Below are 22,658 nucleotides of genomic sequence, written 5' to 3' on the forward strand. Positions count from 1 at the left end.
AAATGGCCGCAAGTTTTTCTGAACGCCAGGGGCGACCTTTCCCTTGCCGCCCCTGCCCCGGTCCTCAGTCCAGTTCGAGGATCACCTGCCCCGCCGCCAGCAGCGCGCCCGGCTGCGCCAGGATCCGCGCCACGCGCCCGGCGAGGGGCGCCAGCAGCGGGCTTTCCATTTTCATCGCCTCGATCACCGCCAGGCGCTGCCCGGGTTCGACCCGGTCGCCCTCGGCCACCAGCAGCGTGCTGAGCTGGGCGGCGGCCGGGCTGCGGAGCTGGCGTTCCTCCTCGCCCTGATCGGGGGTGGGCATGGTCTCGATCAGCCGGTCGGCCAGCGCGTCCAGCACCCGCAGCCGGGTCACGGCGCCGCCGCGACTGATGGTCCAGCTCTCGCCCTGACGCTCCAGCGCGGCGGTGACCGGCTGGCCGTCGATCCGCCCGCGCCAGACCGCCTGCCCCGGCAGCCAGTCGCTGACCACAAGCGCCGGATTGCCGAGGCCGTCGATCCGCAGCGCGCCGTCGCTTCCCGCGTTCAGCGTGACGTCCTGCGCCGCCGCGGCGCTGCGCAGAACCAGCGCGCGGGGCAAGGCGACGTCCGGCTCACGGCTGTGGGTTGCGGCGGCGGCGATGAGAGCGGCGAGGCGGCGGTCATCCTCGCTGCCCTCGGGCGAATAGCCCTCGGGGAATTCCTCGGCCAGGAACCCCGTGGCCAGCCGCCCCTCGCGCCAACGCGGATGGCGCATCAGGCGGGACAGGAAGGGGATGTTGTGGCGAATGCCGCCGATGGCAAAGGCGTCGAGCGCCTCGGCCTGCGCCTCGATCGCCTCGGCGCGGGTGGCGGCATGGGTCACCAGCTTGGCGATCATCGGGTCATAATGAACCGGGATCTCGCCGCCCTCGAAGACGCCGGTGTCGTTGCGGGTGGTGACGCCCGCGACCACGCCCTCGGCCGGGGGACGATAGGTGGTCAGCCGCCCGGTCGAGGGCATGAAGCCCTGCTCGGGATCCTCGGCATAGATCCGGCTTTCGACGGCCCAGCCGTTCAGCCGGACGTCCGTCTGCGCCAACGACAGCGGCTCGCCCGCGGCAGAGCGGATCATCAGCTCGACCAGATCCTGCCCGGTGACCAGTTCGGTGACCGGGTGTTCGACCTGCAGCCGCGTGTTCATTTCGAGGAAATAGAAGCTGCGGTCCTGGCCGACGACGAATTCCACCGTGCCCGCGCTGTCATAGCCGACCGCCTGCGCCAGCGCGACGGATTCCGCCCCCATCCGCGCCCGGGTCTCGGCGTCCAGAAGCGGCGAAGGCGCCTCTTCCAGAACCTTCTGGTTGCGGCGCTGGATCGAGCATTCGCGCTCGCCCAGGAAGACGCAATTGCCGTGCTTGTCGGCGATGATCTGGATTTCGATATGGCGCGGGTTCTCGATGAATTTCTCGACGAAGACCCGGTCGTCACCAAAGGATGCCGCCGCTTCCGACTTCGCCCGGGCGAAACCTTCGCGCACTTCGCCTGCGCTATGGGCGATCCGCATCCCTTTGCCGCCGCCGCCGGCCGAGGCCTTGATCATCACCGGATAGCCGATGCCGGCGGCAATTCGCTCGGCCTCCTCGGGCGTATCGATGACGCCGACATGGCCCGGGACGGTGCTGACACCCGCCTGCACCGCCGCGCGCTTCGATTCGATCTTGTCGCCCATCGCCTCGATGGCGTGGGGGTTGGGGCCGATGAAGGTGATCCCCTCCTCGGCCAGCCGCCGGGCGAAGAGCGCGCGCTCGGACAGGAACCCATAGCCGGGATGCACCGCCTCGGCGCCGGTGGCCTTGCAGGCGGCGATGATCTTTTCGATGGACAGGTAGCTGTCGGTGGCGGGCGCGGCGCCGATCAGCACCGCCTCATCGGCCAGTCGGACATGCAGGGCGCGGGCGTCGGCCTCGGAATAGACGGCGACGGTCTTGATGCCCATGCGGCGCGCGGTGCGGATGATGCGGCAGGCAATTTCGCCGCGATTGGCGATCAGGATCTTGGAAAACATCGAAAAACCTTACCGCTGAGGGGTGTCTTGACCGGCGAGCGCCGCGATCAGGGCGCGCTTGGTCTGGTTGGGGGAAAGGGGCTGCGGGGCCTCGGCCCCCTCGCTGCCGCCCCCAAGGCCGAGGCGCGCGCCGGGCCAGGCCAGCAGCCGGGTGCGGGCGCAGCCGAGGCCCAGCGCCAGCGCGGCGATCCCCTGCGCGCGGCGCAGGACCAGCGCCACCGGCGGCTGCGGCAGCGCATTCAGGGCCCGGCGCAGCGCGGCGGCTTCGGCCAGCGCGCCTGCGGCTTCCTCGGCCTGACCGGGCAGGCTGCCGGGGGTGTCCAGCAGCATGACCAGCGGCAGCCCCTGCCCCGCCAGAAAATCGACGAACCGGCGGGCCTTGCGGCTGGCGGCGGCGTCGAGCGCGCCGCCGTTCTGCGCGGGATTGCTGGCGATGAGGCCGACCGGCTGGCCACCGATCCGCGCCAGATGGCAACCCAGCGCCGTGCCGTGGTCGGGCCAGAGGGCGAGACTTTCGCCCTCGTCCGCGACAAGGCGGACCAGCGCCGCGCTGTCCCAGCCCTCGAACGGGTCGAGGGGCAGGAGCGTGGTGTAAGCCTCGTCGCTTTCCGCCAGCGCCGCGGCGCGGGGCCGGGTCAGGCCCAGCAGGCGGCGGATTTCCAGCACCAGCCGCACGTCATCGGCGGCGCAGAGGGCGGCGAGCCCGGTGCCTGCACCATGCAGCTCGGCCCCGCCATAGGCGGCTTCGGGGTCGTCCTCATGCCCCAGACGATGGGCAAGCTCGGCCCCGCCCAGCGACCAGAACCCGGCGGCCCGGTGCATGACCACCAGATCGGCCAGCGCCGGGGTCAGTGCCATCGGGCCCAGCGCCGGGCCTGACAGCGCGGTGATCGACAGGCCCCGCCCCTTGAGCGCCGCGCGGGCGGTCAGGCAGGCGTCCATCGCCGCCAGCCCCTCGGTCCCGGCAGCGCCCGTCAGCGGCGGGCAGTCGAGGAATTCGACCAGCGCGCCGCCCTCGTTCGCGGCACGCCGGTAGAAGGCCGCACGCTGGTGCAGCGCCGCCGGATCGCTGGGTCCGGCATCGGCCAGCGCCAGCACCGGCCGCCCGTGGACCAGACCCGAGCCGAACCGAAGCGCGCCCGAGCCCTCGATCCCGGCGCTGCCCGGATCGAAGAGCAGCCGCAGGCGATCCTCGGCGGTCAGGAGCCCGCGCGCGGCCTCGGGATGCGGAGAGGGGGAAGAAGCAAGCATTGAAATGTCCCTGATAATCCCGCGCGTCCCGGGGTCTGGGGGCGGACCCTCAGATCGCCGCCAGCAGCGCGATGATGCTTTTCTTGACGTTTTCGATATGGGTTTCGACCAGATGGCGGGATTCGGCTTGATCGCCCCGGCGCAGGGCCGCGACGATCCCCAGATGCTCGCCATGGCCGATGCGGAACCGCTCGGGGATCCGCTCGACGTTGAACATATGCGTCTTCAGCCGCAGGTCGGCGATCATCCGGGCCAGCAGCGCATTGCCCGAATGCTCGGCAATCGCGCCGTGCAGCAGGTTGTCGATGGCCCAATCCTCGTCCGGGCGGGGCGCGGTCTTGGCCAGAAGGGCGTGGATCGCCTCGTCGATAGCGTCGAGGTCGGCCTCGGGGATCTTGCCCGCGGCGTGAAAGGCCGCCTCGCCCTCCAGCAGACGGCGGACGTTCAGCGCCTCGATCAGCTCGCGGGTCGACAGGCCGCGCAGGACCAGCGCCCGCCCGGCTTCGCGCACGACGATGCCCTCGGATTCCAGCCGGTTCAGCGCCTCGCGCGCCGGGGTGCGCGAGACGTTCAGCATCTCGGAAATCCGCCGCTCGTGCAGGACCGAACCCAGCGGCAGGTCGCGGCGCAGGATCATGTCCAGAAGCTGATGATAGACCCGCTCGCTGAGCAGCGTCTCGGGGGTGGAGGGCTCGGCCATCGGCGCGCTCACAACGGGGCGAGCGGGCGCACGGCGATCCCCGCCGCTTCCAGCCGGGCGCGGAGGCGCGACGCCATCTGCACCGCGCCGGGCGTGTCGCCGTGGACGCAGACGGTGTCGATGGCCACCGGAATCCGCGCGCCCGAAAGGGTTTCCAGCGCCCCCGCTTCCAGCATCCTCAGCACCCGGTCGGCGGCCAGATCCGCGTCGTGGATGACCGACCCGGCGATGCGGCGGGAGACCAGATTGCCGGTCTCGGCATAGGCGCGGTCGGCGAAGATCTCGCGCGCCAGCCGCAAGCCGTGGCGTTCGCCCGCCTTCTCCGTCTCCATCCCCGGCATGACCATGAAGATCAGGTCCGGCGCGCAGGCCTTCAGCGCCCGGGCGATGGTCTCGGCCAGGACCGGATCCTCGTTGGCCATGGTGTTGAGCGTGCCATGCGGCTTGACGTGCTGGAGGGGGACGCCGACCACCGCGGCCATGCCGCGCATGGCGCCGATCTGGTAGATGATCTGCTTCTCGATATCCTCCATGCTTTCGCCGCGGATCTCCCGCCGGCCGAAACCGTAAAGGTCGAGGAAGCCGGGATGCGCGCCGGGGCGGACGCCCTTTTCCCGGGCCAGCGTCAGGGTGCGGTGCATGACGCTGGGATCGCCGGCATGGAAGCCGCAGGCGATATTGGCCGAGCTGACGATGTCCAGCATCGCCGCGTCATCACCCATCGTCCAGGCGCCGAAGGCCTCGCCCATATCGCAATTGAGATCAATGGCGCGCATCGCGACCTCCTCTTCCGCATCCGGTGGCACCCTGTCGCGCAGGGCGCTTGGCGTTAGTGTTCCAGTGGTATACCACTAGAATACCGATTCTGAAAACAGAGGGAAGCGCCAATGCGACACAATCCGCCGCCGCGCGAGCCGACGCTCGACAGGCCCTTGGAATTGCCGCGTTTTCTGCCTGCGGGGACCGGCGCCCTGGTGGTGGAATTCGGCGCCCAGGTGGACGAATCGACCAGCGAGGCGGTGCTGGCTCTGGACCGCGCCGTGACCGCCGCCGGCATCGAGGGCGTGATCGAGCTGGTGCCGACCTATCGCTCGCTTCTGGTGCATTTCGATCCGACCGTGATTCGGGCCGCCGCCCTGCGCCAGACGCTCGAGACGCTGGTCGCCCATCCCGAGGCCGCCCCGCGCGAGGAGCGTCTGTGGACGATCCCGGTCTGCTATGGCGGCGCCTGCGGCGAGGATCTGGAGGCGGTGGCGAAACTTCACAAGCTCGACCCGCAGGAGGTCGTGGCGATCCACGCCGCCTCGGATTTCCGGGTCTACATGATCGGTTTCGCGCCGGGCTTTGCCTATCTCGGCGGCCTCGATCCCAGGCTGCATACCAGCCGCCGGGTCGAGCCGCGGCTCAGGACGCCCGCGCGCTCGGTTTCCATCGGCGGGGCGCAGAGCGCGCTCAACCCGCCCTTCGAGCTGCCGAGCGGCTGGCATCTGCTGGGCCAGACGCCGGTGCGTCTGTGGGACCCGCGGCGCGAGGGCGATGCCACCATCGGCCCCTCGTTGCTGCTGCCCGGCGACCGCGTGCGCCTCAGCCCCGTCGAGCCCGGGGAATACCGCGATCTCTGCGCCAGGGCCGACGCGGGCGATCCCGTGGCACAATTGCAGATCCTGTCCCGAACCGCCGAGGAGACACCGGCATGAGCGCGAACGACACCCCCGGGCTGCGGCTGGTTGAAGCGGGCCTCGGCACTTCATTGCAGGACCTCGGCCGGCGGTTTTTCCAGCGCTTCGGGATCTCCGAATCCGGCGCGCTGGATGCGCCCGCGCTGCGGCTGGCGAATGCGCTGCTGGGCAACGAGCCCGGCACCGCGGCGTTGGAGATCACGCTCTCCGGCCCGGTGATCGACATCGAGGCCGAGCGCGTGCGCCTGGCGCTGGTCGGCGCCGATTTCCCGGTCACGCTGAACGGTCAGGCCCTGCGCACCGGCCGCTCCTTCGAGGCCCAACGCGGTGACCGGCTGGTCATCGGCCTGGCGCGTCAGGGGGCACGGGCCTATCTGGCCGTGGCGGGCGGGTTCGCCGCCGCACCGACGCTGGGCAGCCTGTCGACGCATTCGCGCTCGCGCCTTGGCGGGCTGGATGGCGGCTATCTGAAGGCAGGCGACCGGCTGGCGCTGACGCCGGGTGCCGCGGGCGAGGGTCCGCAGCTGGCACTGCCCGCCCTGCCCGCCCCCGAGGCCGCGAAGCTGCGCGTGGTGCTGGGCCCGCAGGACGATTTCTACACCGATGAGGGGATCGAGACCTTCCTCAGCGCGCGCTACCAGGTCTCGCCCCGCGCCGACCGGATGGGCTATCAGTTCGAGGGCCCGGCCATCGCCCATGCCAAGGGGTTCAACATCGTCTCGGACGGGATCGTCAACGGCTCGATCCAGGTGCCGGGCAACGGCCAGCCCATCGTCCTGCTGGCCGACCGCCAGACCACTGGCGGCTATCCCAAGATCGCCACGGTGATCGAGGCCGACCTGCCGATCCTGGCGCAGCTGCGCCCGGGTGAGGGCATCGGCTTCACCGCCGTCACCGCCGACGAGGCCGAAGAGATCGTGCTGGAAGCCCGCGCCGCGCAGGCCGCGCGGGAGGCGGCGCTGGTCGAGGTGGGCGCGGCGCGGCGTCCGCCCGCGATCCGGGCGCTGCTGAGCGCCGATCTGACCGCAGGTCTGGCGCGGGTCTGACCCCGCGCCCACCGGCGCCTTCGAACTACGGGGCGCCTGCAAAGGTCCGGGCGGAGGCAACCGCCGCCCGGACAGGCTCACGCCACCACCGGCAGCGTTTCGACCGCATAGGACAGCCGCAGCGAGCGGTTGCGGCGCGGGTCGTAGAGTTCGCCCTCGAAATGGCTGCCCGGACGAATCCCGCCCTGCACCCCCAGCGTGCCGCAGAACATCGCAAACCCGGGGGCCAGCTGGCGGTCGGCGAAGCCGTAGCGCTCGAACAGCTCGCGCGGATGCAGCAGGCTCGCCACCGTTCCCTCCTGATAGAGGCAGCGCTCGCCGTCGATCACCGCCCAGGAGCGCAGGACCAGCTCGTCCCAGTAATCCTCGACATCCTTGAGGCGCCACAGCTCGCGCGAGACGGGCTTGGCCGAGATCTGCTTGGAAAAGGCGATGGAATAGGCTTCGAGCTTGCGGTCGGTATGGTCCGAACCGACACCGAGCAGCAGGTCGTCGCCATCGGCGAAGAGCACCGCCTCGATCTCGCCCGAGGTGTCGCCGCCCAGCACCTGCACCGGCTGCCCGGCGTCGCATTGGCAGAGCAGCGCCTCGGCCACGCGGTAATAGACCGGCACGCTCGACGGCGCGGGCACGCCGATGGCGGCCAGTTCGTGGATATGTTCCTCGACCGCGGCACGGTCGCGCCCGGCCCAGCCGGCCACGATCAGCTGCGCGACGTCGAAGCGGCGCTCGGCGCGGCCGCCCTCGGCGTCCAGAACGGAGAAGGTCATCTGCATGTGGGTATCCTTGGACAGAGAAAAGGGGCCGGCCAGTCGCCGGCCGGCCCCGCAGGTCACATGGCGCGGGTCTAGCCGCCCGTCGCCAGATTGGGCAGGAACAGCGCCAGCCCCGGGAAGGCGATGAGCAGCAGCACCATCACGAACATCAGCAGGACGAAGGGGATCGAGCCGACGATCACCTCGTTCAGGTTGCCGCGCTTGCGCACGCCCTGGACGACGAAGAGGTTGAGGCCCACGGGCGGCGTGATCAGCGCCATCTCGATCAGCACGATCAGCAGGATGCCGAACCAGACCGGATCGAAGCCCAGCGAGGTGATCAGCGGCGCCACCAGCGGGATGGTGATGATCATCAGGGACAGCGTTTCGATGAAGAAGCCCAGGATGATGTAGAAGCCGATCAGCAGGAACAGCGTCTGCATCGGCGACAGGTCCAGCGTGGCGATGGTCGACAGCAGGGAGTCCGTCAGCCCGATGGAGGCCAGGATGAAGTTCAGGAAGTTCGCGGCGATCATGATCAGCATGATCATGCAGGTGGTGCGCATCGTGCCTTCCAGCGCCTCGCCCACCATCTTCCACGACAGCGTGCCCGCCATGAAGGCCATGATCAGCGCCACGACCGTCCCGATGGCCGCGGCCTCGGTCGGCGTGGCCCAGCCGGTGTAGATCGCGCCCATGATGAAGCCGAAGAGCACCAGCACCGGCACCAGATGCACCAGTTTGGCAAAGCGCTGGGCCATGGTCGACTTGCGCCGCTCGCCGCCCCATTCGGGCTTGATCAGGCACATGACCAGGATCGCCAGCATGAAGAGGCCCGACAGCACGAGACCGGGGATGATGCCCGCCATGAACAATTGCGGGATCGAGGCCTGGGCCAGGAAGCCGTAGACGATCAGGTTGATCGAGGGCGGCAGCAGGATGCCCAGCGTGCCCCCGGCGGCGATGGACCCGGCGAAGAAGCGTTCGTCATAGCCAAAGCGCGGAGCCTGCGGCAGGGCGATGGTGCCGACGGTGGCGGCGGTCGCGACCGACGAGCCCGAGGTGGCCGAGAACATCGTCGCGGTGCCGATATTGGCGTGCATCAGCCCGCCCGGCATCCAGGACAGCCAGGAATCGAGCGCGTCATAGACCTTGGTGGCGATGCCCGAGCGCAGCAGCAATTCCCCGATCAGGATGAACAGCGGGATCGAGACCAGGATGAAATTGGTGCTGGTGTCCCAGATCTGGTGGCCCAGCGCCCGGCTGAGCGGGGCGGCGGCGAATTCCCATTCCAGCACCATGGCGAGGATGAACAGCGCCGCGGCGACCGGAATGGTCAGCGCCAGAAGGCCGAGCAGGACGAAAATGGCGGTCAGAAGCATCAGCCGTTCCTCTTTTGCAGGGCTTCGGCCTCGGCGATGGCCTGTTCGGTCTCATCGAGGACAGAGACGGTGCCGGTGATCCGGTTGACCACGGCGTAGTCGCGCTCGATCAGCACCGCGGCCAGCACGCGCAGTAGGATCAGCGCGGTGACGAGGGTGAAGAACACGAGCCCGGCGACGAACAGACCCTGCGGGATCCACATCGGGGTCTCAAGCGTGGTGATCGAGGTGGAGCCGCGGTTCCACGAGCGCTGGAAGACATGGAACATCGCCTGCGTGGTGGCGAAGGCCATGTAGCCCAGGCCCAGCAGGGCGATGATATGCAGGACGACCTTGCCCAGGTCGGGGACCCGGTTGGTAACCAGGTCGATGCGGATATGCGCCTTGATCAGCAGCGTATAGGCGCAGGCCCAGCTCGTCGAAACGGCGAGGGCGTAATACGACAATTCATCGGCGCCCCAAGTGGACAGGCCGAAGAAACGCCGCGAGAGAATGTCGAAGCTGATCAGGAAGGCGGAGATCAGGATTGCTCCGCCCCCGGCATAGACGGCCCAGCGAGAGACGACGAGGGCCCCCGCCAACAGCCGATCGAGGAGCCGCGGCAATGCGTGCATGGGTGGGTTCCGGGATAGGGGTCAAATAAGGCGCGCCGCCCCCGGACGCATCCGGGGGCGGCGGCATTGAGTATCTTACTCGGTCAGGACGGCGTCGAGCAGGGGCGCCACGGTGGCGGCGAAGGTCTCGGCGCATTCACCGGCGCAGCGCTCGTTCCAGCGCGGCAGCACGACGTCGCGGGTCAGTTCCACGGCGCGGCGCTGGTCGGCCTCGGTGATCTCGACCAGGGTCAGGTTCTGCGCGGTGCCGACCGCGCATTCGCCGCCGGTGTTGCAGGCGATGCCCAGCTGGTTGTCGGCCACGGCGTTGTTCCAGATCTGGTCTTCCAGCGCGGCGACCTGCTCGCGCAGCAGGGTCTGGGTTTCCTCGTCGAGGCTGTTCCAGCTGTCGTTGTTCATCGCGAAGCCGACCGGGTCCCAGCCGCCGATGGGCAGCGGGTAGAAGTGGGTCGAGACCTCGGACCAGCCGCCGAAGAACCCGGACAGCGTGCCAGTGATGCCGCAGTCGATGACACCGCGGTCCAGCGCGACCGGAACCTCGTTGAAGGCGATGGAGACGCCGGTGCCGCCGACCGCTTCGATGAAGTCCATGGTCATGCGGCCCGAGCCGCGGATGCGCAGACCGGCCAGATCGTCGAGCCCGTTGATCTCGGCCTTGCAGAACACCACCTGCGCGGTGAAGGGCGCGACGCCCAGCAGCACGGAATCGAAGGCCTCGTCAAAGACGCGCTCCAGATAGGGGCGGTAGGCGATCGAGATCTCGCGGGCCAGCGCCGGGTCGGCGATGGCGGGGATGTCCAGCCCTTCGACGCGCGGCTCGTCACCGGCCACGTAGTCGATGATCGTGGTGCCGATGTCGTAGACGCCCTGTTCCACCATCTCGTAAACCGCGGCGCCGCCAAGGCCGAGGCGGTCGAAGGCCTGCACGGTGACGTTGATGCGGCCACCGCTGGCGGCGGGCAGGGTCTCGGTCCAGAAGGGCAGTTCGTAGGTCGGATAGAGGCTCGAGGTGCTGAGGCTGCCGACGACGTTCAGGTCGTAGCTCTGGGCCAGAGCGACCCCCGAGGTGCTGAGCAGCAGGGCTGCGGCAAGAGCGGTTTTCATGGTTGTCTCCCGTGTTGGTTAAGGGGTTCTCCGGCGAACCGGATCAGAGGATGGAAAATTCGGTGTTCTTGCGGTCGGTGACCAGCATGCTGCCCGGCGCATGGGTGATGGCGAACGAGGGCTTGGCCTGGGCGATCACCGCCTGGGGCGTCACGCCACAGGCCCAGAAGACCGGGATCTCGCCCTCGCGCGGGGGGTTCGGATCGCCGTAATCGGGCTTGGCGATATCGGCAATGCCGATCGCCTCGGGCAGGCCGATATGGATCGGCGCGCCATGGACCGAGGGGAAGCGCGTGGTGATCTGGATGGCGCGGATCGCCTGGGCGGGCACCAGCGGGCGCATCGACACGACGGTCGGCCCGTGGAAGCGCCCGGCCGGGACGCAGGGAATGCTGGTGCGGTACATCGGCACGTGCTGGCCGTTCTCGACATGGCGCAGCGGCAGGCCTTCCTGCAGCAGCGCCTCTTCGAAGGACAGCGAGCAGCCGATCACGAAGCTGACCAGATCGTCGCGCCAATAGTCGCTGACGTCCTTGACCTCGGCCACCATCTCGCCGTTCTCCCAGACGCGATAGGCCGGAAGGTCGGTGCGCAGGTCCAGATCCTCGCCCAGCGAGGGCACGAAGGGGCTGCCGCGCTCGGCCACGCCGATCACCGGGCAGGCGCGCGGGTTGGCATTGGCGAAGCGCAGGAATTCCTCGGCATATTCATAGGGCAGGATGGCGAGGTTCGCCTGCACATAGCCCGGCGCGGTTCCGGCGGTGCTGTAGTCGATCTCGCCCGAGCGGCAGGCGAGGCGCACGTCGCGGCCGGTCGAGCCGTTGCCCCAAGTCTCGCGCGCCATAGGTTGCTTTGTTGCTGTCATGATGTCGTCCAGGGAACATTCTTGTTACCGAAAGAAGATCATCCCGCGTTTTGCTTGTCCAATAATGGTAATCGATGCTTTTCGATAACGATCTCTTATAGTATTGCGCGCCATCTGCCAGGGTCAGGGGGCCTCGTGACCGATTTCCGCTCGCTTGAATGTTTCTACTGGGTGGCCCGGCTGCAAAGCTTCAGCCGCACCGCCGAACGGCTGAACACCACGCAGCCCGCCATCTCGCAGCGGGTCTCGGCGCTGGAGCATGAGCTGGGCGGCAAGCTGCTGGACCGCAACGGCCGCTCGATCAGCCTGACCGCGCGCGGCCTTGTTCTGGTTGAGTATTGTGAGCGGATGCTCGATCTGCGCTCCGAGATGCTGACCGCCGTGACCGCACCGCAGGCGGTGCGCGGCACGGTTCGGCTGGGGGTGTCCGAGACCATCGTGCGGCTCTGGCTCAACGACTTTCTGGAGCGCGTGCATGCGCTCTATCCCAACCTGGTGATCGACCTGTCGGTCGATGTGACGCCGGTCATGCTGGAGCAATTGCTGCGGGGCGATCTGGACCTCTGCCTCTGCCTGTCGCTGACCGAGGATGTGCGAATCGCCAATCTGCCGCTTTTCACGGCGCCTTTGGTTTTCCTCGCCTCGACCGAGATGGAGATCGGCCCCGAACCTTTGGGGATCGAGGCGCTGCGGGCGGTGCCGATCATCACCTATCCCAAGGCGACCTCACCCTATACGACGCTGATGCGCGCCCTGCAGCGCGCCGGCGAGACGCGGCCGCGGATCTATACCAATTCCTCGCTCGCCTCGATGATTCGCATGACGCTGGACCGGATCGGCATCTGCGCCATCCCCGAAGAGGTCGCCCGGACCGAGATCGAGGAGGGCAAGCTGCGGGTGATCCAGACGGTGCTGGAGCTGCCCGAACACCGGTTCAGCGCCTGCTACCTGCACCGCACCAGCGCCGGGGTGGTCGAGCATCTGGCGATGCTGGCGCAGAAGGTGGGCGGCAGCGACCGGCAGTCCTGACCGCTGCCCGCCTCAGCGCCGGATGCCCCAGACGCTGATATCCTGTCCCATCGACACCGCCAGATCCTCGATCGAATCGTACAGCAGTTCCAGCGCGTAATGCGGGTTATGCGCATAGGCGCCCGGGTCGGCGGTGACGAATTTCCAGTTATAGGCCGCGCGCAACAGCCGGGGCGTCCAGGCGTTGAAGGCAACCGCGCGCCCGTCCGCCATGTCCGGCTGGCCGTCGCCATTGGCATCGGCGAAGAAATAGGGATAGCGCGCGCCATCATAGAGCAGCGCCGTACCCGCCACCCCGGCGGCATAGTCGCGCATCACCGACAAAAGCCGCGCGGCATTGGCGGCGATGTCGGCGCGGATCCCCTGCCCCAGATTGCCGCTGCCGTCATAGCTTTGCCGCGCGATGCGGATATCGGCCGGGGTGCCGGTCTCGTGGCAGGTGCGGCAGGTTTCCTCGGCCACCTCCAGCGAATGCGGCTCGTGGCACGAGACGCAGGTGGCAACGGGGCGGGCGTGGAAGAAGCGGCCGGAATAGGTCCGGTCCGCGTAATGGTAGCCGCCCTGCGCATAGCCCCCCAGCCAGACCGCCCCGGCGACGGCGTAATGCGGGTTGATGAAGCCCAGCGCGGGATCGGGCGTATCCACCGCCTCGGCCCCCGTCGCCTGCGCCACCTGCACGCCCGAGGCGCGGCCCTGGTGGCAGGTGAGGCAGGCCGTCTCGGCCGTGGTGGCGATGGGATGCATCACGCCGCTGGGCATGCGGACCTCGGTCACGCGGCCCAGGTTCGGATCGTGGCAGGTGGCGCAATCGACCACGCCGCCGGTGGGCAGGGGTGCTGCGGGCAGGCCCGGCGCGCTGCCGTCGAGGCCATGGTAGGACCGGAAGCCCGCGCCCGCGTGGCAGACGGCGCAGGCGGGCGGGATCTCGCCCTCCTCGTTCCAATGGGCGAAGGATTCGGATCGCGCATCAGCATGCGGCGAGCGCGCCCAGGCACTGATCATCGCCTGTTGGGCGATGGTGATCTGGTCGGGCCGGTAGGGGCCGGAGCGGGGCATGACGAAGAGTTCGAGCTGCTCGGCCAGAGCCTCGATATCGGGGGTGGCGGCGGGCTCCTGCGTCTGCGCAGGCGACGCAACCGGAGCGAGTGCCAGCAGCGCGCCGAAAACATACATCAAAAATATTGCTTTCGATTTCAATAGCATGTTCTCGGCCCTCACATCCTATGGTCTACTCAATCCGGCCCATCCATGCTATCCGGGGAATGGACTTCCCGCAACGCCGACCGGGTCCGGACCCGGCGGTGCGCGCCGCGCCTGGCCCGCGGACCATGGAGACGCGATGCTGCCCGCCCGTTTTTCCGCAGGCCTGATCCTGCCCCAGCCCCGCCTGCCCGACCCGGCCGACCCCGTCGCGACCGAGCTTACGGTCGAGGCGGCGGTTCAGCCCGCCCCGGGCGAGACGCTGCGGGTCGAGCTGCTGGTGACCGAGGACGCCGAGGTGGCGCAGGGCCAGCCGCTGATGCGGCTGAAGACCGCGCCCGGGATCGCACTGGTCGCGCCGATGGCGGCGCGGGTGGCGCGGATCGACCTGCAACCGGGCCGCCGCCTGTCGCAACTCGTGCTGTTTCACGAGGCGGGCGGCGCGCGGCATGCCTTCGACACCCGCGGCGCCGAGGGGGACCCGGCGCGGTTGCGGGCCTTGCTGCAAGACAGCGGGCTCTGGCGGATGATCCGCAGCCGCCCCTTCGGCCGCATGCCCGCCCCGGACGAGGCGCCCGCCGCGATCCTGGTCATGGGCCGGGACACCCGACCCGGCGCCCCCGATCCGGCGCTGGCGGTCAAGGGGCGCGAGGAGGATCTGGCGCGCGGCCTGTCTGCGCTGGCCTCCCTGACCGCCGGGCCCCTCCTTTATGCCGGACCCGGCGCCCCGGCCCCGGCCCGCCCCATCGCCACCGGCCCGCTGCATCCGCAGGGGCTGGCCGGGCCCGTGCTGCACCGCCATTTCCCGGCCCGGACCGGCGCCCCGGTCTGGGACCTGACGGCGGAAGACGCCGCCGATATCGGCGCGCTGCTGGCCACCGGGTTCCTACCGCCGACGCGGCTGATCGCGATCACCGGCGAGGCGCTGCGCAGCCCGGCGCTGGTCCGCTGCCAGCCCGGTGCCGATCTGCGCGGATTGACCCGGGCCCGGGTCCTGCCCGGCCCGCATGACTTGCTGAGCGGCTCGGCTTTGGACGGGGGCCCGGCGCTGTGGCTCGGGTCGCGCGACCGGCAGGTGACCGCCCTGCCCCGCGCCCAGCGCCCGGCGGGCCGCCACTGGTTCCGCGCCGCGCTGGACCGCGCCGCGCGCCATGCGCCGATCATCCCGACCGCGGCGCTGGATCAGGCCCTGGGCGGCGACCTGCCCGCCGCCGCCCTGGTCCGGGCGCTGGCCGCGGGCGATGCCGAAGGGCTGATTCGGCTGGGAGGGCTGTCCTTGCTGGAGGAAGATCTGGCGCTGGCCGATTACGCCACCGGCTCGGATCAGCGTCTGGCGCGGCAATTGCGGGCGCTGCTGGACCGGATCGCCGCCGAGGAGGGTTTGGCATGAAACAGGGCCTCTGGGACCGCGAGACGGTGGCGCTGCTGCTGCTGGCGGCCTTGCTGCCAATGCTGCTGGCCTGGCTCTGGGACGGCGGGCTGACGGCGGCGGGGCGGCTGGGGTTCACGCTGGTCGTCTCGGGCTTCTGGCATCTGGCCTTCATGCTGATCCGCGCGCAGCCGCCCTCCTTCGCGGGCGTGCTGACCGCGCTGGCCGTGGCGATGCTGGCGCCCGAGGATCTCAGCCTGTTGCAGCTGATCCTCGGCATCAGCTTCGGCTCGGTCATCGCCGAGCTGGTCTTTGGCGGCTGGGGCCGCAACGTGCTGAACCCGGCGACGGTGACGCTGGCCTTCCTGGGCTTCGGCTTTCCCGCCGCACCCTGGCCGGATCTGTCCCTGCCCATCGGCTGGGCGGCGATCCCGGCGCTGGCGCTCGGCGTCCTCTTCGGCGTCATGGCGCTGCGGCTGGTGCTGGGCGCGGTGCTGGCGCTGGCCTTGTGCCTCTGGGCCGGGGTGCCGCTGGCGCCGCTGCTGCCGGTCGCCGGCATCGTGCTGGCGCTGCTGGTCAGCGATCCGGTCGCCAGCGCGTCCACGAAGCTGGGCGGCTGGCTGAACGGCGCGCTTTACGGCCTGTTGCTGGCGCTCTTCGCCGCCCATTGGCAGGGCGCGGCGCCGGTGCAGATGGCAGTTTCGGCCGCGCTTCTGGCGTCCCTCGCCGCCCCCCTACTCGATGAAATCGCGCTCGCGCTCTGGATCCTGCGCAGGAGGATGCGTCATGGCTGACCTCAACCCCCTCACCGCCTGGCGCCGCCTGCTGGCGCTGCCGAACGAGAGCCGGACCAAGACGCTGGTCATGGCCTTTCTGGTCTCGGTGATCTGCGCGCTGGCGGTCAGCGGCGCCACGGTGATCCTGCGCCCGATCCAGGCCGCCAACCGCGCCGCCGAGCAACAGGCGCGGCTGGAGGCGCTGGTCGCGGGCATCCCCGGCATGTCCGAACTGCTGGCCAGCGCGGGCGGCACGCTCACCACGGTGGTGATCGACCTGAAGCGCGGCCGAGCCGCCGAGGAGGTCACGCCCGCCACCCTCGCCGCCGCGCTGCAGGACAGCGGCAACTGGACCGCCCTCACCCCCGCGCAGGACCTCGCGGGCCTCGGCCAGCGGCCGGATTTCGCGCAGGTCTATCTGCTGCGGGGCGAGGGCGACGCGCTGTCGCTGGTGCTGCTGCCGGTCAGCGGCGCGGGCTACAACGGCCCGATCGACGCCATCGTCGCACTCAGGGCCGACATGAACACCATCGCCGGGCTGGCGATCACCGGCCAGTCCGAGACCCCCGGTCTGGGCGGCAGGGTCGAGGAACCGGCCTGGCTGGCGCAATTCCCCGGCACGCAGGTGGCGGATGCCAGCGGCACGGTACGCTTTGCCGTGGCGCGGGGACCGGCGGGCAGCGAGTACGAGGTCGACGGCATCACCGGCGCCACCCGCACCTCGAACGCGATGACGCAGATCATGCGCTTCTGGCTGGGGCCGGACGGCTATGGCCCCTTCCTGAGTGCCGTGCGGCGCGGGGAGTTCTGAGGCATGGCGGCGCGCCCCTCCTCCTGGTCGATCCTGACCGATCCGCTGATCCGGCAGAACCCGGTGACCTTGCAGATCCTCGGGCTCTGTTCGGCGCTGGCGGTGACCACCTCGGTCGCGACGGCGCTGACCATGTCGGCGGCGCTGACCGCGGTGCTGGTGCTGTCCGCGGCGCTGATTTCGATGATCCGCAACCATATCCCCGGCTCGATCCGGCTGATCGTGCAGATCGTCATCGTCGCCTCGCTGGTCATCGTCATCGACCAGATCCTGCAAGCCTATCTCTTTGAGATCTCGCAGCGGCTGTCGGTCTTCGTCAGCCTGATCACCACCAATTGCCTGGTGCTGGGCCGGACCGAGAGTTTCTCGCGCCACAACCCGCCGGGTCGCGCCATGCTCGACGCGCTCGGCAACGGCCTGGGCTATTCGCTGGCGCTGGTGGTGATCGGCTCGATCCGCGAGCTGTTCGGTGCGGGGTCGTGGCTGGACTGGCAGGTGTTCCAGACGGTGGACAACGGCGGCTGGTTCACGCCCCTGTCGCTGATGCTGCTGGCGCCGTCCGGGTTCTTCCTGCTGGGCGGGCTGGTCTGGGCGCTGCGCTCGGTGCTGCCCGAACAGGCCGAGGACCCGGAACTCCTGCCCCCCGACCGGCCGGAGGATATCGCATGAGCGATCTCGCCTCCCTCTTCCTGCGCGCGGCCTTTGTCGAGAACATGCCGCTGACCTTCTTTCTGGGCCTTTGCACCTTCATCGCGCTGTCGCGCAAAACGGGCCCGGCGCTGGGTCTGGGCGTGGCGATGGTGGCGGTGATGGGCGTGACCGTGCCGCTCAATCACCTGATCTTCAACGGGCTGCTGGCGCCGGGCGCCTGGGCCTGGGCCGGGCTGTCCGACACCGACCTGTCCTATCTGCGGCTCATCGCCTTCATCGGCGTCATCGCCGCCACGGTGCAGTTGCTGGAGATGGTGCTCGACCGCTTCTTTCCGGCGATCCATGCCTCCTTCGGCGTGTTCCTGCCGCTGCTGACCGTGCAATGCGCGATCCTGGCGGGCAGCCTGTTCATGGTCGAGCGCAGCTACACGCTGGCGCAATCGGCAGTCTTCGGTCTGGGCGCGGGCTTCGGCTTTGCCGTCGCCGTGGTCATGCTGGCGGCGATCCGAGCGCGGCTGTCCTATGCCGACCTGCCGCGCGGGTTGAACGGGCTGGGGATCACTTTCTTCCTAGCGGGGCTCATGTCGCTCGGGTTTTCCGCCTTCGCGCAGATGGTGGCCTCATGACCGAGATCCTGCTGGGCGCCCTGCTGGTTACCCTGCTGATCGTCCTGCTGACGCTGGTGCTGCTGGCCACCCGTCAGCGGCTGATCCCCGCCGAAAGCATCACCGTCACGGTGAACGAGACCGAAACCATCGAGGCCCAGCGCGGCGACCGGCTGCTGGCGGTGCTGCACGGGGCGGCGATCGGCATCCCGGCGGCCTGTGGCGGCTCGGGCACCTGCGGGCTTTGCCGCTGCACGGTGACGGGTGAAGGCGCCGGACAGGCACAGGCCACGGAAAAGGGCATCCTGTCGGCTGCCGAGCGCAAGGCGGGGGTGCGGCTGGCCTGCCAGACGGCGCTGCGCGGCCCCTGTTCGGTCACCGTTCCGGCCGAATTCCTCGGCGCCACCGGCTTCACCTGCACCGTCGTCTCGAACCGGCAGATGGCGCCGCTCATTCGCGAACTGGTGCTGGAACTGCCGCCCGGCCAGCCCTTCGACTTCCGCGCCGGCGGCTTCCTGCAACTGACCGCCCCGCCCTATGCGCTGGATTTTCAGGACGTCCCCGTGGACGAGCCCTTCCGCGAGGCCTGGCGGCTGGCCGACTGGCCCAGCATGCGCTCGGTCTCGGACCAGCGGGTCACGCGGGCCTATTCCATCGCCAACCGGCCCGAGGATCAGGGCCGCGCCGTCTTCAACATCCGCCTTGCCGCGCCGCCTGCCGGGCAGGAACACGACCTGCCGCCGGGCGTCGTCTCGTCCTGGCTCTTCGCCCGCAAGCCCGGCGACAAGGTCGAGGCCTCGGGCCCCTTCGGCGAGTTCCACGTCCAGCCGACCGGGCGCGAAAAGATCTTCATCGGCGGCGGGGTCGGCATGGCGCCGCTCCGCTCGATGATCCACGAACAGGTGGGCCAGGGCAGCACCCGGCCGATGCGCTATTTCTATGGCGCGCGCTCGGCCGCGGACCTGTTCTATGTCGAGGAATTCGAGGGGATCGCCGCCACGCATCCGCATTTCCGCTGGACGCCCGCGCTGTCCGACCCGGCCCCCGGTGACCGCTGGCAGGGCGAAACGGGCTTCATCCATGACGTGGTGCGCGCCCATCTGTCGCGCCATCCCGCGCCCGAGGACTGCGAATACTACCTCTGCGGGCCGCCGGTGATGATCAACGCCGTGCTGCACACGCTGGCCAAGCTGGGCGTCGAGCCGCAGTCCATCTTCAACGACGATTTCGGAGGCTGAGCCATGCCCTTCCACCCCACCCGTCGCCAGATGATCGCCGCCAGCGGCGCCTTCGCCTCGACCCTGCTGCTGCCGGGGCTGGGCCGGGCGCAAAACCCGGTCGAGGTGATGGAGGGCCGCGCCTTTGCCAGCCATTGGCGGGTGAGTGCCCCCGCCGGACAGGGGATCGAGGCGCACCGCCCGGCCATCGACGCGCTGCTGGCCGGGATCGATGCGCAGATGTCGCCCTGGCGCGCCGATAGCGAGGTGACCCGCTTCAACGAGGGCACCGGGGCAGAGAGCCCCGTCTCGGCGGAGACTGCCCATGTCGCCCGCGCCGCGCTGGATCTGGCGGCGGCAAGCGGCGGCTGGTTCGATCCGAGTGTCGGCCCGCTGGTCGCGCGCTGGGGGTTCGGCCCGATCCGGGGCAGCGAGGCGGGCGATTGGCGTGGGCTGAGCGTCGGCGATGCGAGCCTCGGCCGCGATCGGCCCGGGCTGACCATGGACCTGTGCGGCATCGCCAAGGGCCGGGCGCTGGATCTGGTGCGGACGCTGCTGCAAGACGCGGGCGTCAGCGGTGCGCTGGTCGATCTGGGGGGCGAGCTGGGCAGCCTTGGCCGCCATCCGGCCGGCCGCGACTGGCGCGTGGCGGTCGAGGATCCGCGACCCGGCAACCCCGGCGCGGCGATGGGCCTGCGCCTGCCCGCAGGGATGGCGGTGGCGACCTCGGGCACGCGGGCTCAAAGCTACGCCCTGGGCGGGCACCGCTATGGCCATATCATCGCGCCGCGCGACGGGCGGCCCAGCGAGGGGCGCTTTGCCTCGGTCTCGGTCCTGGCCGACAGCGCGATGCGCGCCGATGGCTGGGCCACCGCCCTGATCGCGGCGGGCGAGGTCGGGCCGGATCTGGCGCGCGCGCAGGGCATCCCTGCCCTGTTCCTGGCCGTCGAGGGGGATGCCCTGCGGCCGGTGATGACCGGCGATGTCGACCGCTACCTGCTGTGACGGAGGGTGTGATGGAACTGCTTCTGGGGATCGTCGTGGTACTGCTGGCCGCGGGCGGGCTGGCCCTGGGCCTCGCCTTCGGCCGCGGGCCGGTCAAGGGCTCGTGCGGCGGCATGGCCTGCCTCAAGGACGTGGCCTGCGAGGGCTGCCCGCACCGGCCCGAGGGGCGCGAGGCATGAGCGCGCATGAGACCCTGCACACGCTGGTGCGCACCGACGGCCCGGTTCTGGCGCCCGACATGCCGATCCGCCGCGCGGTGGCGATGCTGGTGGCCGAGCGCGTCTCGGCCGCGCCGGTGATCGACGACAGCGGCGCGCTGGTCGGCATCCTCAGCCAGAAGGATTGCTTCCGGCCGACGCTGAACGCGAGCTATTATCAGGAATGGAAGGGCAATGTCGTCGATTTCATGACCGCCCGCGTCGTGACGCTGAGCGCGGGGATCGACATCGCCGAGGCCGCCGAGGCCTTCGTCGCCCATTCCCACCGCGCCTTTCCGGTGCTGGAAGGCGACCGCTTCCTTGGCATGCTGCACCGGTCGGACCTGCTGCAGCGGCTGGTCGAGCTGAGTTGAACGGCCCTCCGGCCCTCGGTCATTGACAAAGCGCCTGCGAAGCCCCACATCAGACGGGCGCCACTGCTTTGCCGCGTGAGCAGGCGGGTTCCATCCGCCCCCGGCCTTGGCGCAGAGTTTTCCCACATCACGAGAGGGGGGACGCCGCCCGGTGCGGCTCGCGGTACAATACGGTGCCGGAGTGTTCGCCAGGGTGCACCCCGTTCGACCCGGCGCATGGGCGCTGGTCGGCGATACCCGGGCCTCGGTCCGGACAAGGATTGACATGACTTTCACTGAACTCGGGCTCAACGCCCGCATGGTCTCGCGGCTCGAAGCCCTGGGGCTGACCACGCCCACCCCGATCCAGCAGCAGGCGATCCCGGTGGCTCTGCAAGGCCGCGACGTGCTGGGTATCGCCCAGACCGGCACCGGCAAGACCGCCGCCTTCGGCATCCCGCTGGTCGTGGCGCTGTCGAAAGCCCCCGAACGCCCGCAGCCGCGCGCGGCCCGCGGGCTGATTCTGGCGCCGACGCGCGAACTGGCGGGCCAGATCGTCCGCACGCTGGAAGGGCTGACCGCCGACCTGCGCATCACTCTGGTGGTCGGCGGCAAGTCGATCCACGGCCAATCCTCGGCCCTGTCGCGCGGCACCGATATTCTGGTCGCGACGCCGGGCCGCCTGATCGACCTGATCGACCGCGGCGCGGTGACGCTGGGCCAGACCCGCTTTCTGGTGCTGGACGAGGCCGACCAGATGCTCGACATCGGCTTCATCCATGCCCTGCGCCGGATCGCGCCGCTTCTGGGCAAGGACCGCCAGACGATGATGTTCTCGGCTACCATGCCGAAGTCGATGGCGGATCTGTCGCGCAGCTACCTCACCGATCCGGTCCGGGTCGAGGTCTCGCCGCCCGGCAAGGTCGCCGACAAGGTCACCCATTCGGTGCATTTCGTCGCCCAGGAGGCCAAGCAGGCGCTGCTGATCGACCTGCTGCAGGGGCATCGCGAGGAACGGACGCTGGTCTTTTCGCGCACCAAGCACGGGGCCGAGCGGCTGATGAAGCAGCTTGACCGCGCCGGGTTCGCCGCCGCCTCGATCCATGGCAACAAGAGCCAGGGCCAACGCGACCGGGCGCTTCAGGCGTTCCGCTCGGGCTCGGTCACCGTGCTGGTGGCGACCGATGTCGCGGCGCGCGGGATCGACATTCCCGGCGTCGGGCATGTCTATAACTTCGACCTGCCGAACGTGCCCGAGAATTACGTCCACCGCATCGGCCGGACTGCCCGCGCCGGCACCGCCGGCCGCGCCGTCGCCTTTTGCGACGCCGGTGAGGTGAGCGAACTCAAGGCCATCGAAAAGGTGCTCGGCATGCCGGTCGAGGTCGCCGGGGGCAGCCCCTGGCAGACCCGGGCCCAGGCGCCGAAACCGCAAAAGGGGCGCCGCCCGCGCCGTCGCACCGGAGGATCCTCGGCGCGACTGGCTGCGTGATCTCACGCAGCCCCCCACCTTCCTGAGGACCAAGCCCGCGCTGACCCGGCAGTTGACTGCGACCCGGACAGGCTTTCACAGCGACGCGGCGCTTTCCCCGCAGGAGGATGAGACATGACGACCCCCGACTGGATCAAACCCGGCCTCTACGGCGCCCTGATCGGCGGCGTCGCCGTCGCCATCCTGGGCTTCACCTGGGGCGGCTGGGTCACCGGCGGCACCGCGCATGATCAGGCGACGGCAATGGCGCGCGACGAGGTGGTCGCCGCCATGGTGCCCGTCTGCCTTGGCATGGCGGAACGCGATCCCGACCGGCTGGAAACGCTGGCGACGATCCGCGCCGCGACCAGCTACCGGCGCCGCGACGCGCTGATGGCGACTGGCTGGGCAACCATGCCGGGCACCGAAGCGCCAAGCCGCGACGTGGCCCAAGCCTGCCTCGCCGCGCTCGATGTCGATGCGATGCCCGAAGCCCCGGCCAGCGCGGCGGACGAAGGGTGAGCGGCCCCGGTGCCGCCGCCCGCCCCCGGG

The 22,658-nt window shown here is 69.8% G+C and carries 24 protein-coding genes; 14 read left to right on the plus strand and 10 right to left on the minus strand.

What is annotated here, in order from left to right:
• Positions 1-64 precede the first annotated feature (64 nt).
• The 4 genes from VDQ18_RS02260 to VDQ18_RS02275 are packed head-to-tail and all read right to left on the minus strand — an operon-like array spanning position 65 to position 4,753.
• Positions 65-2,026, minus strand: a complete 1,962-nt coding sequence (locus tag VDQ18_RS02260; protein WP_323019391.1) for an acetyl/propionyl/methylcrotonyl-CoA carboxylase subunit alpha — start codon at positions 2,024-2,026, stop codon at positions 65-67.
• A gap of 9 nt (positions 2,027-2,035) precedes the next feature.
• On the minus strand, positions 2,036-3,277 hold the full coding sequence (locus tag VDQ18_RS02265; protein ID WP_323019392.1) for a carboxyl transferase domain-containing protein: 1,242 nt from the start codon (positions 3,275-3,277) through the stop codon (positions 2,036-2,038).
• Positions 3,278-3,326: 49 nt separating this feature from the next.
• Positions 3,327-3,977 carry a GntR family transcriptional regulator gene (locus tag VDQ18_RS02270; RefSeq protein WP_323019393.1) on the minus strand — a complete coding sequence of 217 codons (651 nt, stop codon included), beginning with the start codon at positions 3,975-3,977 and terminating at the stop codon, positions 3,327-3,329.
• An 8-nt stretch (positions 3,978-3,985) separates the two neighbouring features.
• The gene (locus VDQ18_RS02275) at positions 3,986-4,753 is read right to left on the minus strand and encodes a 5-oxoprolinase subunit PxpA (protein WP_323019394.1); all 768 of its coding nucleotides are present in this window, start codon (positions 4,751-4,753) and stop codon (positions 3,986-3,988) included.
• Positions 4,754-4,864: 111 nt separating this feature from the next.
• On the opposite strand from VDQ18_RS02275, the gene pxpB reads away from it, so the two are divergent.
• Together pxpB and VDQ18_RS02285 are read left to right on the plus strand one after the other, a co-directional pair.
• On the plus strand, positions 4,865-5,674 hold the full coding sequence (pxpB, locus tag VDQ18_RS02280) for a 5-oxoprolinase subunit PxpB (protein ID WP_323019395.1): 810 nt from the start codon (positions 4,865-4,867) through the stop codon (positions 5,672-5,674).
• Entirely contained in the window at positions 5,671-6,702 is a 1,032-nt protein-coding gene (locus VDQ18_RS02285; RefSeq protein ID WP_323019396.1) for a biotin-dependent carboxyltransferase family protein, read from the plus strand. The genes pxpB and VDQ18_RS02285 overlap by 4 nt, the downstream gene beginning before the upstream one ends.
• A 77-nt stretch (positions 6,703-6,779) precedes the next feature.
• Here the strand turns inward: VDQ18_RS02285 and VDQ18_RS02290 are convergent, their stop codons facing one another.
• The 5 genes from VDQ18_RS02290 to VDQ18_RS02310 form a co-directional block, all read right to left on the minus strand.
• Positions 6,780-7,478, minus strand: coding sequence for a DUF2848 domain-containing protein (locus VDQ18_RS02290; RefSeq protein WP_323019397.1), 699 nt, complete (start codon positions 7,476-7,478; stop codon positions 6,780-6,782).
• 71 nt (positions 7,479-7,549) lie between these two features.
• Positions 7,550-8,839: a TRAP transporter large permease gene (locus VDQ18_RS02295; protein WP_323019398.1), complete on the minus strand. Its 1,290-nt coding sequence runs from the start codon at positions 8,837-8,839 to the stop codon at positions 7,550-7,552.
• Entirely contained in the window at positions 8,839-9,453 is a 615-nt protein-coding gene (locus VDQ18_RS02300) for a TRAP transporter small permease (protein WP_323019399.1), read from the minus strand. Before VDQ18_RS02300 ends, VDQ18_RS02295 begins: the two co-directional genes overlap by 1 nt.
• A gap of 75 nt (positions 9,454-9,528) precedes the next feature.
• The gene (locus VDQ18_RS02305) at positions 9,529-10,557 is read right to left on the minus strand and encodes a TRAP transporter substrate-binding protein (RefSeq protein ID WP_323019400.1); all 1,029 of its coding nucleotides are present in this window, start codon (positions 10,555-10,557) and stop codon (positions 9,529-9,531) included.
• 43 nt (positions 10,558-10,600) lie between these two features.
• Positions 10,601-11,401 carry a putative hydro-lyase gene (locus tag VDQ18_RS02310; protein ID WP_323019401.1) on the minus strand — a complete coding sequence of 267 codons (801 nt, stop codon included), beginning with the start codon at positions 11,399-11,401 and terminating at the stop codon, positions 10,601-10,603.
• A 156-nt stretch (positions 11,402-11,557) separates the two neighbouring features.
• On the opposite strand from VDQ18_RS02310, the gene VDQ18_RS02315 reads away from it, so the two are divergent.
• Complete coding sequence (locus tag VDQ18_RS02315) at positions 11,558-12,451, plus strand: LysR family transcriptional regulator (RefSeq protein WP_323019402.1); 894 nt, start codon at positions 11,558-11,560, stop codon at positions 12,449-12,451.
• Positions 12,452-12,463: 12 nt separating this feature from the next.
• Here the strand turns inward: VDQ18_RS02315 and VDQ18_RS02320 are convergent, their stop codons facing one another.
• The gene (locus VDQ18_RS02320) at positions 12,464-13,624 is read right to left on the minus strand and encodes a cytochrome C (RefSeq protein WP_323019403.1); all 1,161 of its coding nucleotides are present in this window, start codon (positions 13,622-13,624) and stop codon (positions 12,464-12,466) included.
• Between the two features lie 166 nt (positions 13,625-13,790).
• Here VDQ18_RS02320 and VDQ18_RS02325 point away from each other — a divergent pair, with 166 nt between their 5' ends.
• From VDQ18_RS02325 to VDQ18_RS02375, 11 genes are all read left to right on the plus strand, one after another.
• Positions 13,791-15,041, plus strand: a complete 1,251-nt coding sequence (locus VDQ18_RS02325) for a Na(+)-translocating NADH-quinone reductase subunit A (protein WP_323019404.1) — start codon at positions 13,791-13,793, stop codon at positions 15,039-15,041.
• Positions 15,038-15,814 (plus strand): RnfABCDGE type electron transport complex subunit D, encoded by a 777-nt coding sequence (locus VDQ18_RS02330; RefSeq protein ID WP_323019405.1) that lies wholly within the window; start codon positions 15,038-15,040, stop codon positions 15,812-15,814. The genes VDQ18_RS02325 and VDQ18_RS02330 overlap by 4 nt, the downstream gene beginning before the upstream one ends.
• A complete protein-coding gene (gene nqrC, locus VDQ18_RS02335) occupies positions 15,807-16,607 on the plus strand; it encodes an NADH:ubiquinone reductase (Na(+)-transporting) subunit C (RefSeq protein ID WP_323019406.1) in 801 nt (266 codons plus the stop codon). The genes VDQ18_RS02330 and nqrC overlap by 8 nt, the downstream gene beginning before the upstream one ends.
• A gap of 3 nt (positions 16,608-16,610) precedes the next feature.
• Positions 16,611-17,276 (plus strand): NADH:ubiquinone reductase (Na(+)-transporting) subunit D, encoded by a 666-nt coding sequence (locus VDQ18_RS02340; protein WP_323019407.1) that lies wholly within the window; start codon positions 16,611-16,613, stop codon positions 17,274-17,276.
• On the plus strand, positions 17,273-17,884 hold the full coding sequence (gene nqrE, locus VDQ18_RS02345; RefSeq protein ID WP_323019408.1) for an NADH:ubiquinone reductase (Na(+)-transporting) subunit E: 612 nt from the start codon (positions 17,273-17,275) through the stop codon (positions 17,882-17,884). Before VDQ18_RS02340 ends, nqrE begins: the two co-directional genes overlap by 4 nt.
• Positions 17,881-19,101: an NADH:ubiquinone reductase (Na(+)-transporting) subunit F gene (gene nqrF / locus VDQ18_RS02350; protein ID WP_323019409.1), complete on the plus strand. Its 1,221-nt coding sequence runs from the start codon at positions 17,881-17,883 to the stop codon at positions 19,099-19,101. The genes nqrE and nqrF overlap by 4 nt, the downstream gene beginning before the upstream one ends.
• 3 nt (positions 19,102-19,104) lie before the next feature.
• Positions 19,105-20,085, plus strand: coding sequence for an FAD:protein FMN transferase (locus tag VDQ18_RS02355; protein WP_323019410.1), 981 nt, complete (start codon positions 19,105-19,107; stop codon positions 20,083-20,085).
• Positions 20,086-20,096: 11 nt separating this feature from the next.
• Positions 20,097-20,264, plus strand: a complete 168-nt coding sequence (gene nqrM, locus VDQ18_RS02360) for a (Na+)-NQR maturation NqrM (RefSeq protein WP_323019411.1) — start codon at positions 20,097-20,099, stop codon at positions 20,262-20,264.
• On the plus strand, positions 20,261-20,656 hold the full coding sequence (locus VDQ18_RS02365) for a CBS domain-containing protein (RefSeq protein WP_323019412.1): 396 nt from the start codon (positions 20,261-20,263) through the stop codon (positions 20,654-20,656). The genes nqrM and VDQ18_RS02365 overlap by 4 nt, the downstream gene beginning before the upstream one ends.
• Before the next feature lie 265 nt (positions 20,657-20,921).
• Complete coding sequence (locus tag VDQ18_RS02370) at positions 20,922-22,127, plus strand: DEAD/DEAH box helicase (RefSeq protein ID WP_323019413.1); 1,206 nt, start codon at positions 20,922-20,924, stop codon at positions 22,125-22,127.
• A 114-nt stretch (positions 22,128-22,241) separates the two neighbouring features.
• Complete coding sequence (locus VDQ18_RS02375; RefSeq protein WP_323019414.1) at positions 22,242-22,628, plus strand: hypothetical protein; 387 nt, start codon at positions 22,242-22,244, stop codon at positions 22,626-22,628.
• Positions 22,629-22,658: the final 30 nt, after the last annotated feature.

The sequence above is a fragment of the Pararhodobacter sp. genome (genome assembly GCF_034676075.1).
GTDB lineage: Bacteria > Pseudomonadota > Alphaproteobacteria > Rhodobacterales > Rhodobacteraceae > Pararhodobacter.

What these genes read in the sequence shown, in the direction of transcription:
- VDQ18_RS02260 (WP_323019391.1), bottom strand. Translation starts at nt 2,026, where the DNA reads ATGTTTTCCAAGATCCTGATCGCCAATCGCGGCGAAATTGCCTGCCGC.
- VDQ18_RS02265 (WP_323019392.1), bottom strand. Translation starts at nt 3,277, where the DNA reads ATGCTTGCTTCTTCCCCCTCTCCGCATCCCGAGGCCGCGCGCGGGCTC.
- VDQ18_RS02270 (WP_323019393.1), bottom strand. Translation starts at nt 3,977, where the DNA reads ATGGCCGAGCCCTCCACCCCCGAGACGCTGCTCAGCGAGCGGGTCTAT.
- VDQ18_RS02275 (WP_323019394.1), bottom strand. Translation starts at nt 4,753, where the DNA reads ATGCGCGCCATTGATCTCAATTGCGATATGGGCGAGGCCTTCGGCGCC.
- pxpB (WP_323019395.1), top strand. Translation starts at nt 4,865, where the DNA reads ATGCGACACAATCCGCCGCCGCGCGAGCCGACGCTCGACAGGCCCTTG.
- VDQ18_RS02285 (WP_323019396.1), top strand. Translation starts at nt 5,671, where the DNA reads ATGAGCGCGAACGACACCCCCGGGCTGCGGCTGGTTGAAGCGGGCCTC.
- VDQ18_RS02290 (WP_323019397.1), bottom strand. Translation starts at nt 7,478, where the DNA reads ATGCAGATGACCTTCTCCGTTCTGGACGCCGAGGGCGGCCGCGCCGAG.
- VDQ18_RS02295 (WP_323019398.1), bottom strand. Translation starts at nt 8,839, where the DNA reads ATGCTTCTGACCGCCATTTTCGTCCTGCTCGGCCTTCTGGCGCTGACC.
- VDQ18_RS02300 (WP_323019399.1), bottom strand. Translation starts at nt 9,453, where the DNA reads ATGCACGCATTGCCGCGGCTCCTCGATCGGCTGTTGGCGGGGGCCCTC.
- VDQ18_RS02305 (WP_323019400.1), bottom strand. Translation starts at nt 10,557, where the DNA reads ATGAAAACCGCTCTTGCCGCAGCCCTGCTGCTCAGCACCTCGGGGGTC.
- VDQ18_RS02310 (WP_323019401.1), bottom strand. Translation starts at nt 11,401, where the DNA reads ATGGCGCGCGAGACTTGGGGCAACGGCTCGACCGGCCGCGACGTGCGC.
- VDQ18_RS02320 (WP_323019403.1), bottom strand. Translation starts at nt 13,624, where the DNA reads ATGTATGTTTTCGGCGCGCTGCTGGCACTCGCTCCGGTTGCGTCGCCT.
- VDQ18_RS02325 (WP_323019404.1), top strand. Translation starts at nt 13,791, where the DNA reads ATGCTGCCCGCCCGTTTTTCCGCAGGCCTGATCCTGCCCCAGCCCCGC.
- VDQ18_RS02330 (WP_323019405.1), top strand. Translation starts at nt 15,038, where the DNA reads ATGAAACAGGGCCTCTGGGACCGCGAGACGGTGGCGCTGCTGCTGCTG.
- nqrC (WP_323019406.1), top strand. Translation starts at nt 15,807, where the DNA reads ATGGCTGACCTCAACCCCCTCACCGCCTGGCGCCGCCTGCTGGCGCTG.
- VDQ18_RS02340 (WP_323019407.1), top strand. Translation starts at nt 16,611, where the DNA reads ATGGCGGCGCGCCCCTCCTCCTGGTCGATCCTGACCGATCCGCTGATC.
- nqrE (WP_323019408.1), top strand. Translation starts at nt 17,273, where the DNA reads ATGAGCGATCTCGCCTCCCTCTTCCTGCGCGCGGCCTTTGTCGAGAAC.
- nqrF (WP_323019409.1), top strand. Translation starts at nt 17,881, where the DNA reads ATGACCGAGATCCTGCTGGGCGCCCTGCTGGTTACCCTGCTGATCGTC.
- VDQ18_RS02355 (WP_323019410.1), top strand. Translation starts at nt 19,105, where the DNA reads ATGCCCTTCCACCCCACCCGTCGCCAGATGATCGCCGCCAGCGGCGCC.
- nqrM (WP_323019411.1), top strand. Translation starts at nt 20,097, where the DNA reads ATGGAACTGCTTCTGGGGATCGTCGTGGTACTGCTGGCCGCGGGCGGG.
- VDQ18_RS02365 (WP_323019412.1), top strand. Translation starts at nt 20,261, where the DNA reads ATGAGCGCGCATGAGACCCTGCACACGCTGGTGCGCACCGACGGCCCG.
- VDQ18_RS02370 (WP_323019413.1), top strand. Translation starts at nt 20,922, where the DNA reads ATGACTTTCACTGAACTCGGGCTCAACGCCCGCATGGTCTCGCGGCTC.
- VDQ18_RS02375 (WP_323019414.1), top strand. Translation starts at nt 22,242, where the DNA reads ATGACGACCCCCGACTGGATCAAACCCGGCCTCTACGGCGCCCTGATC.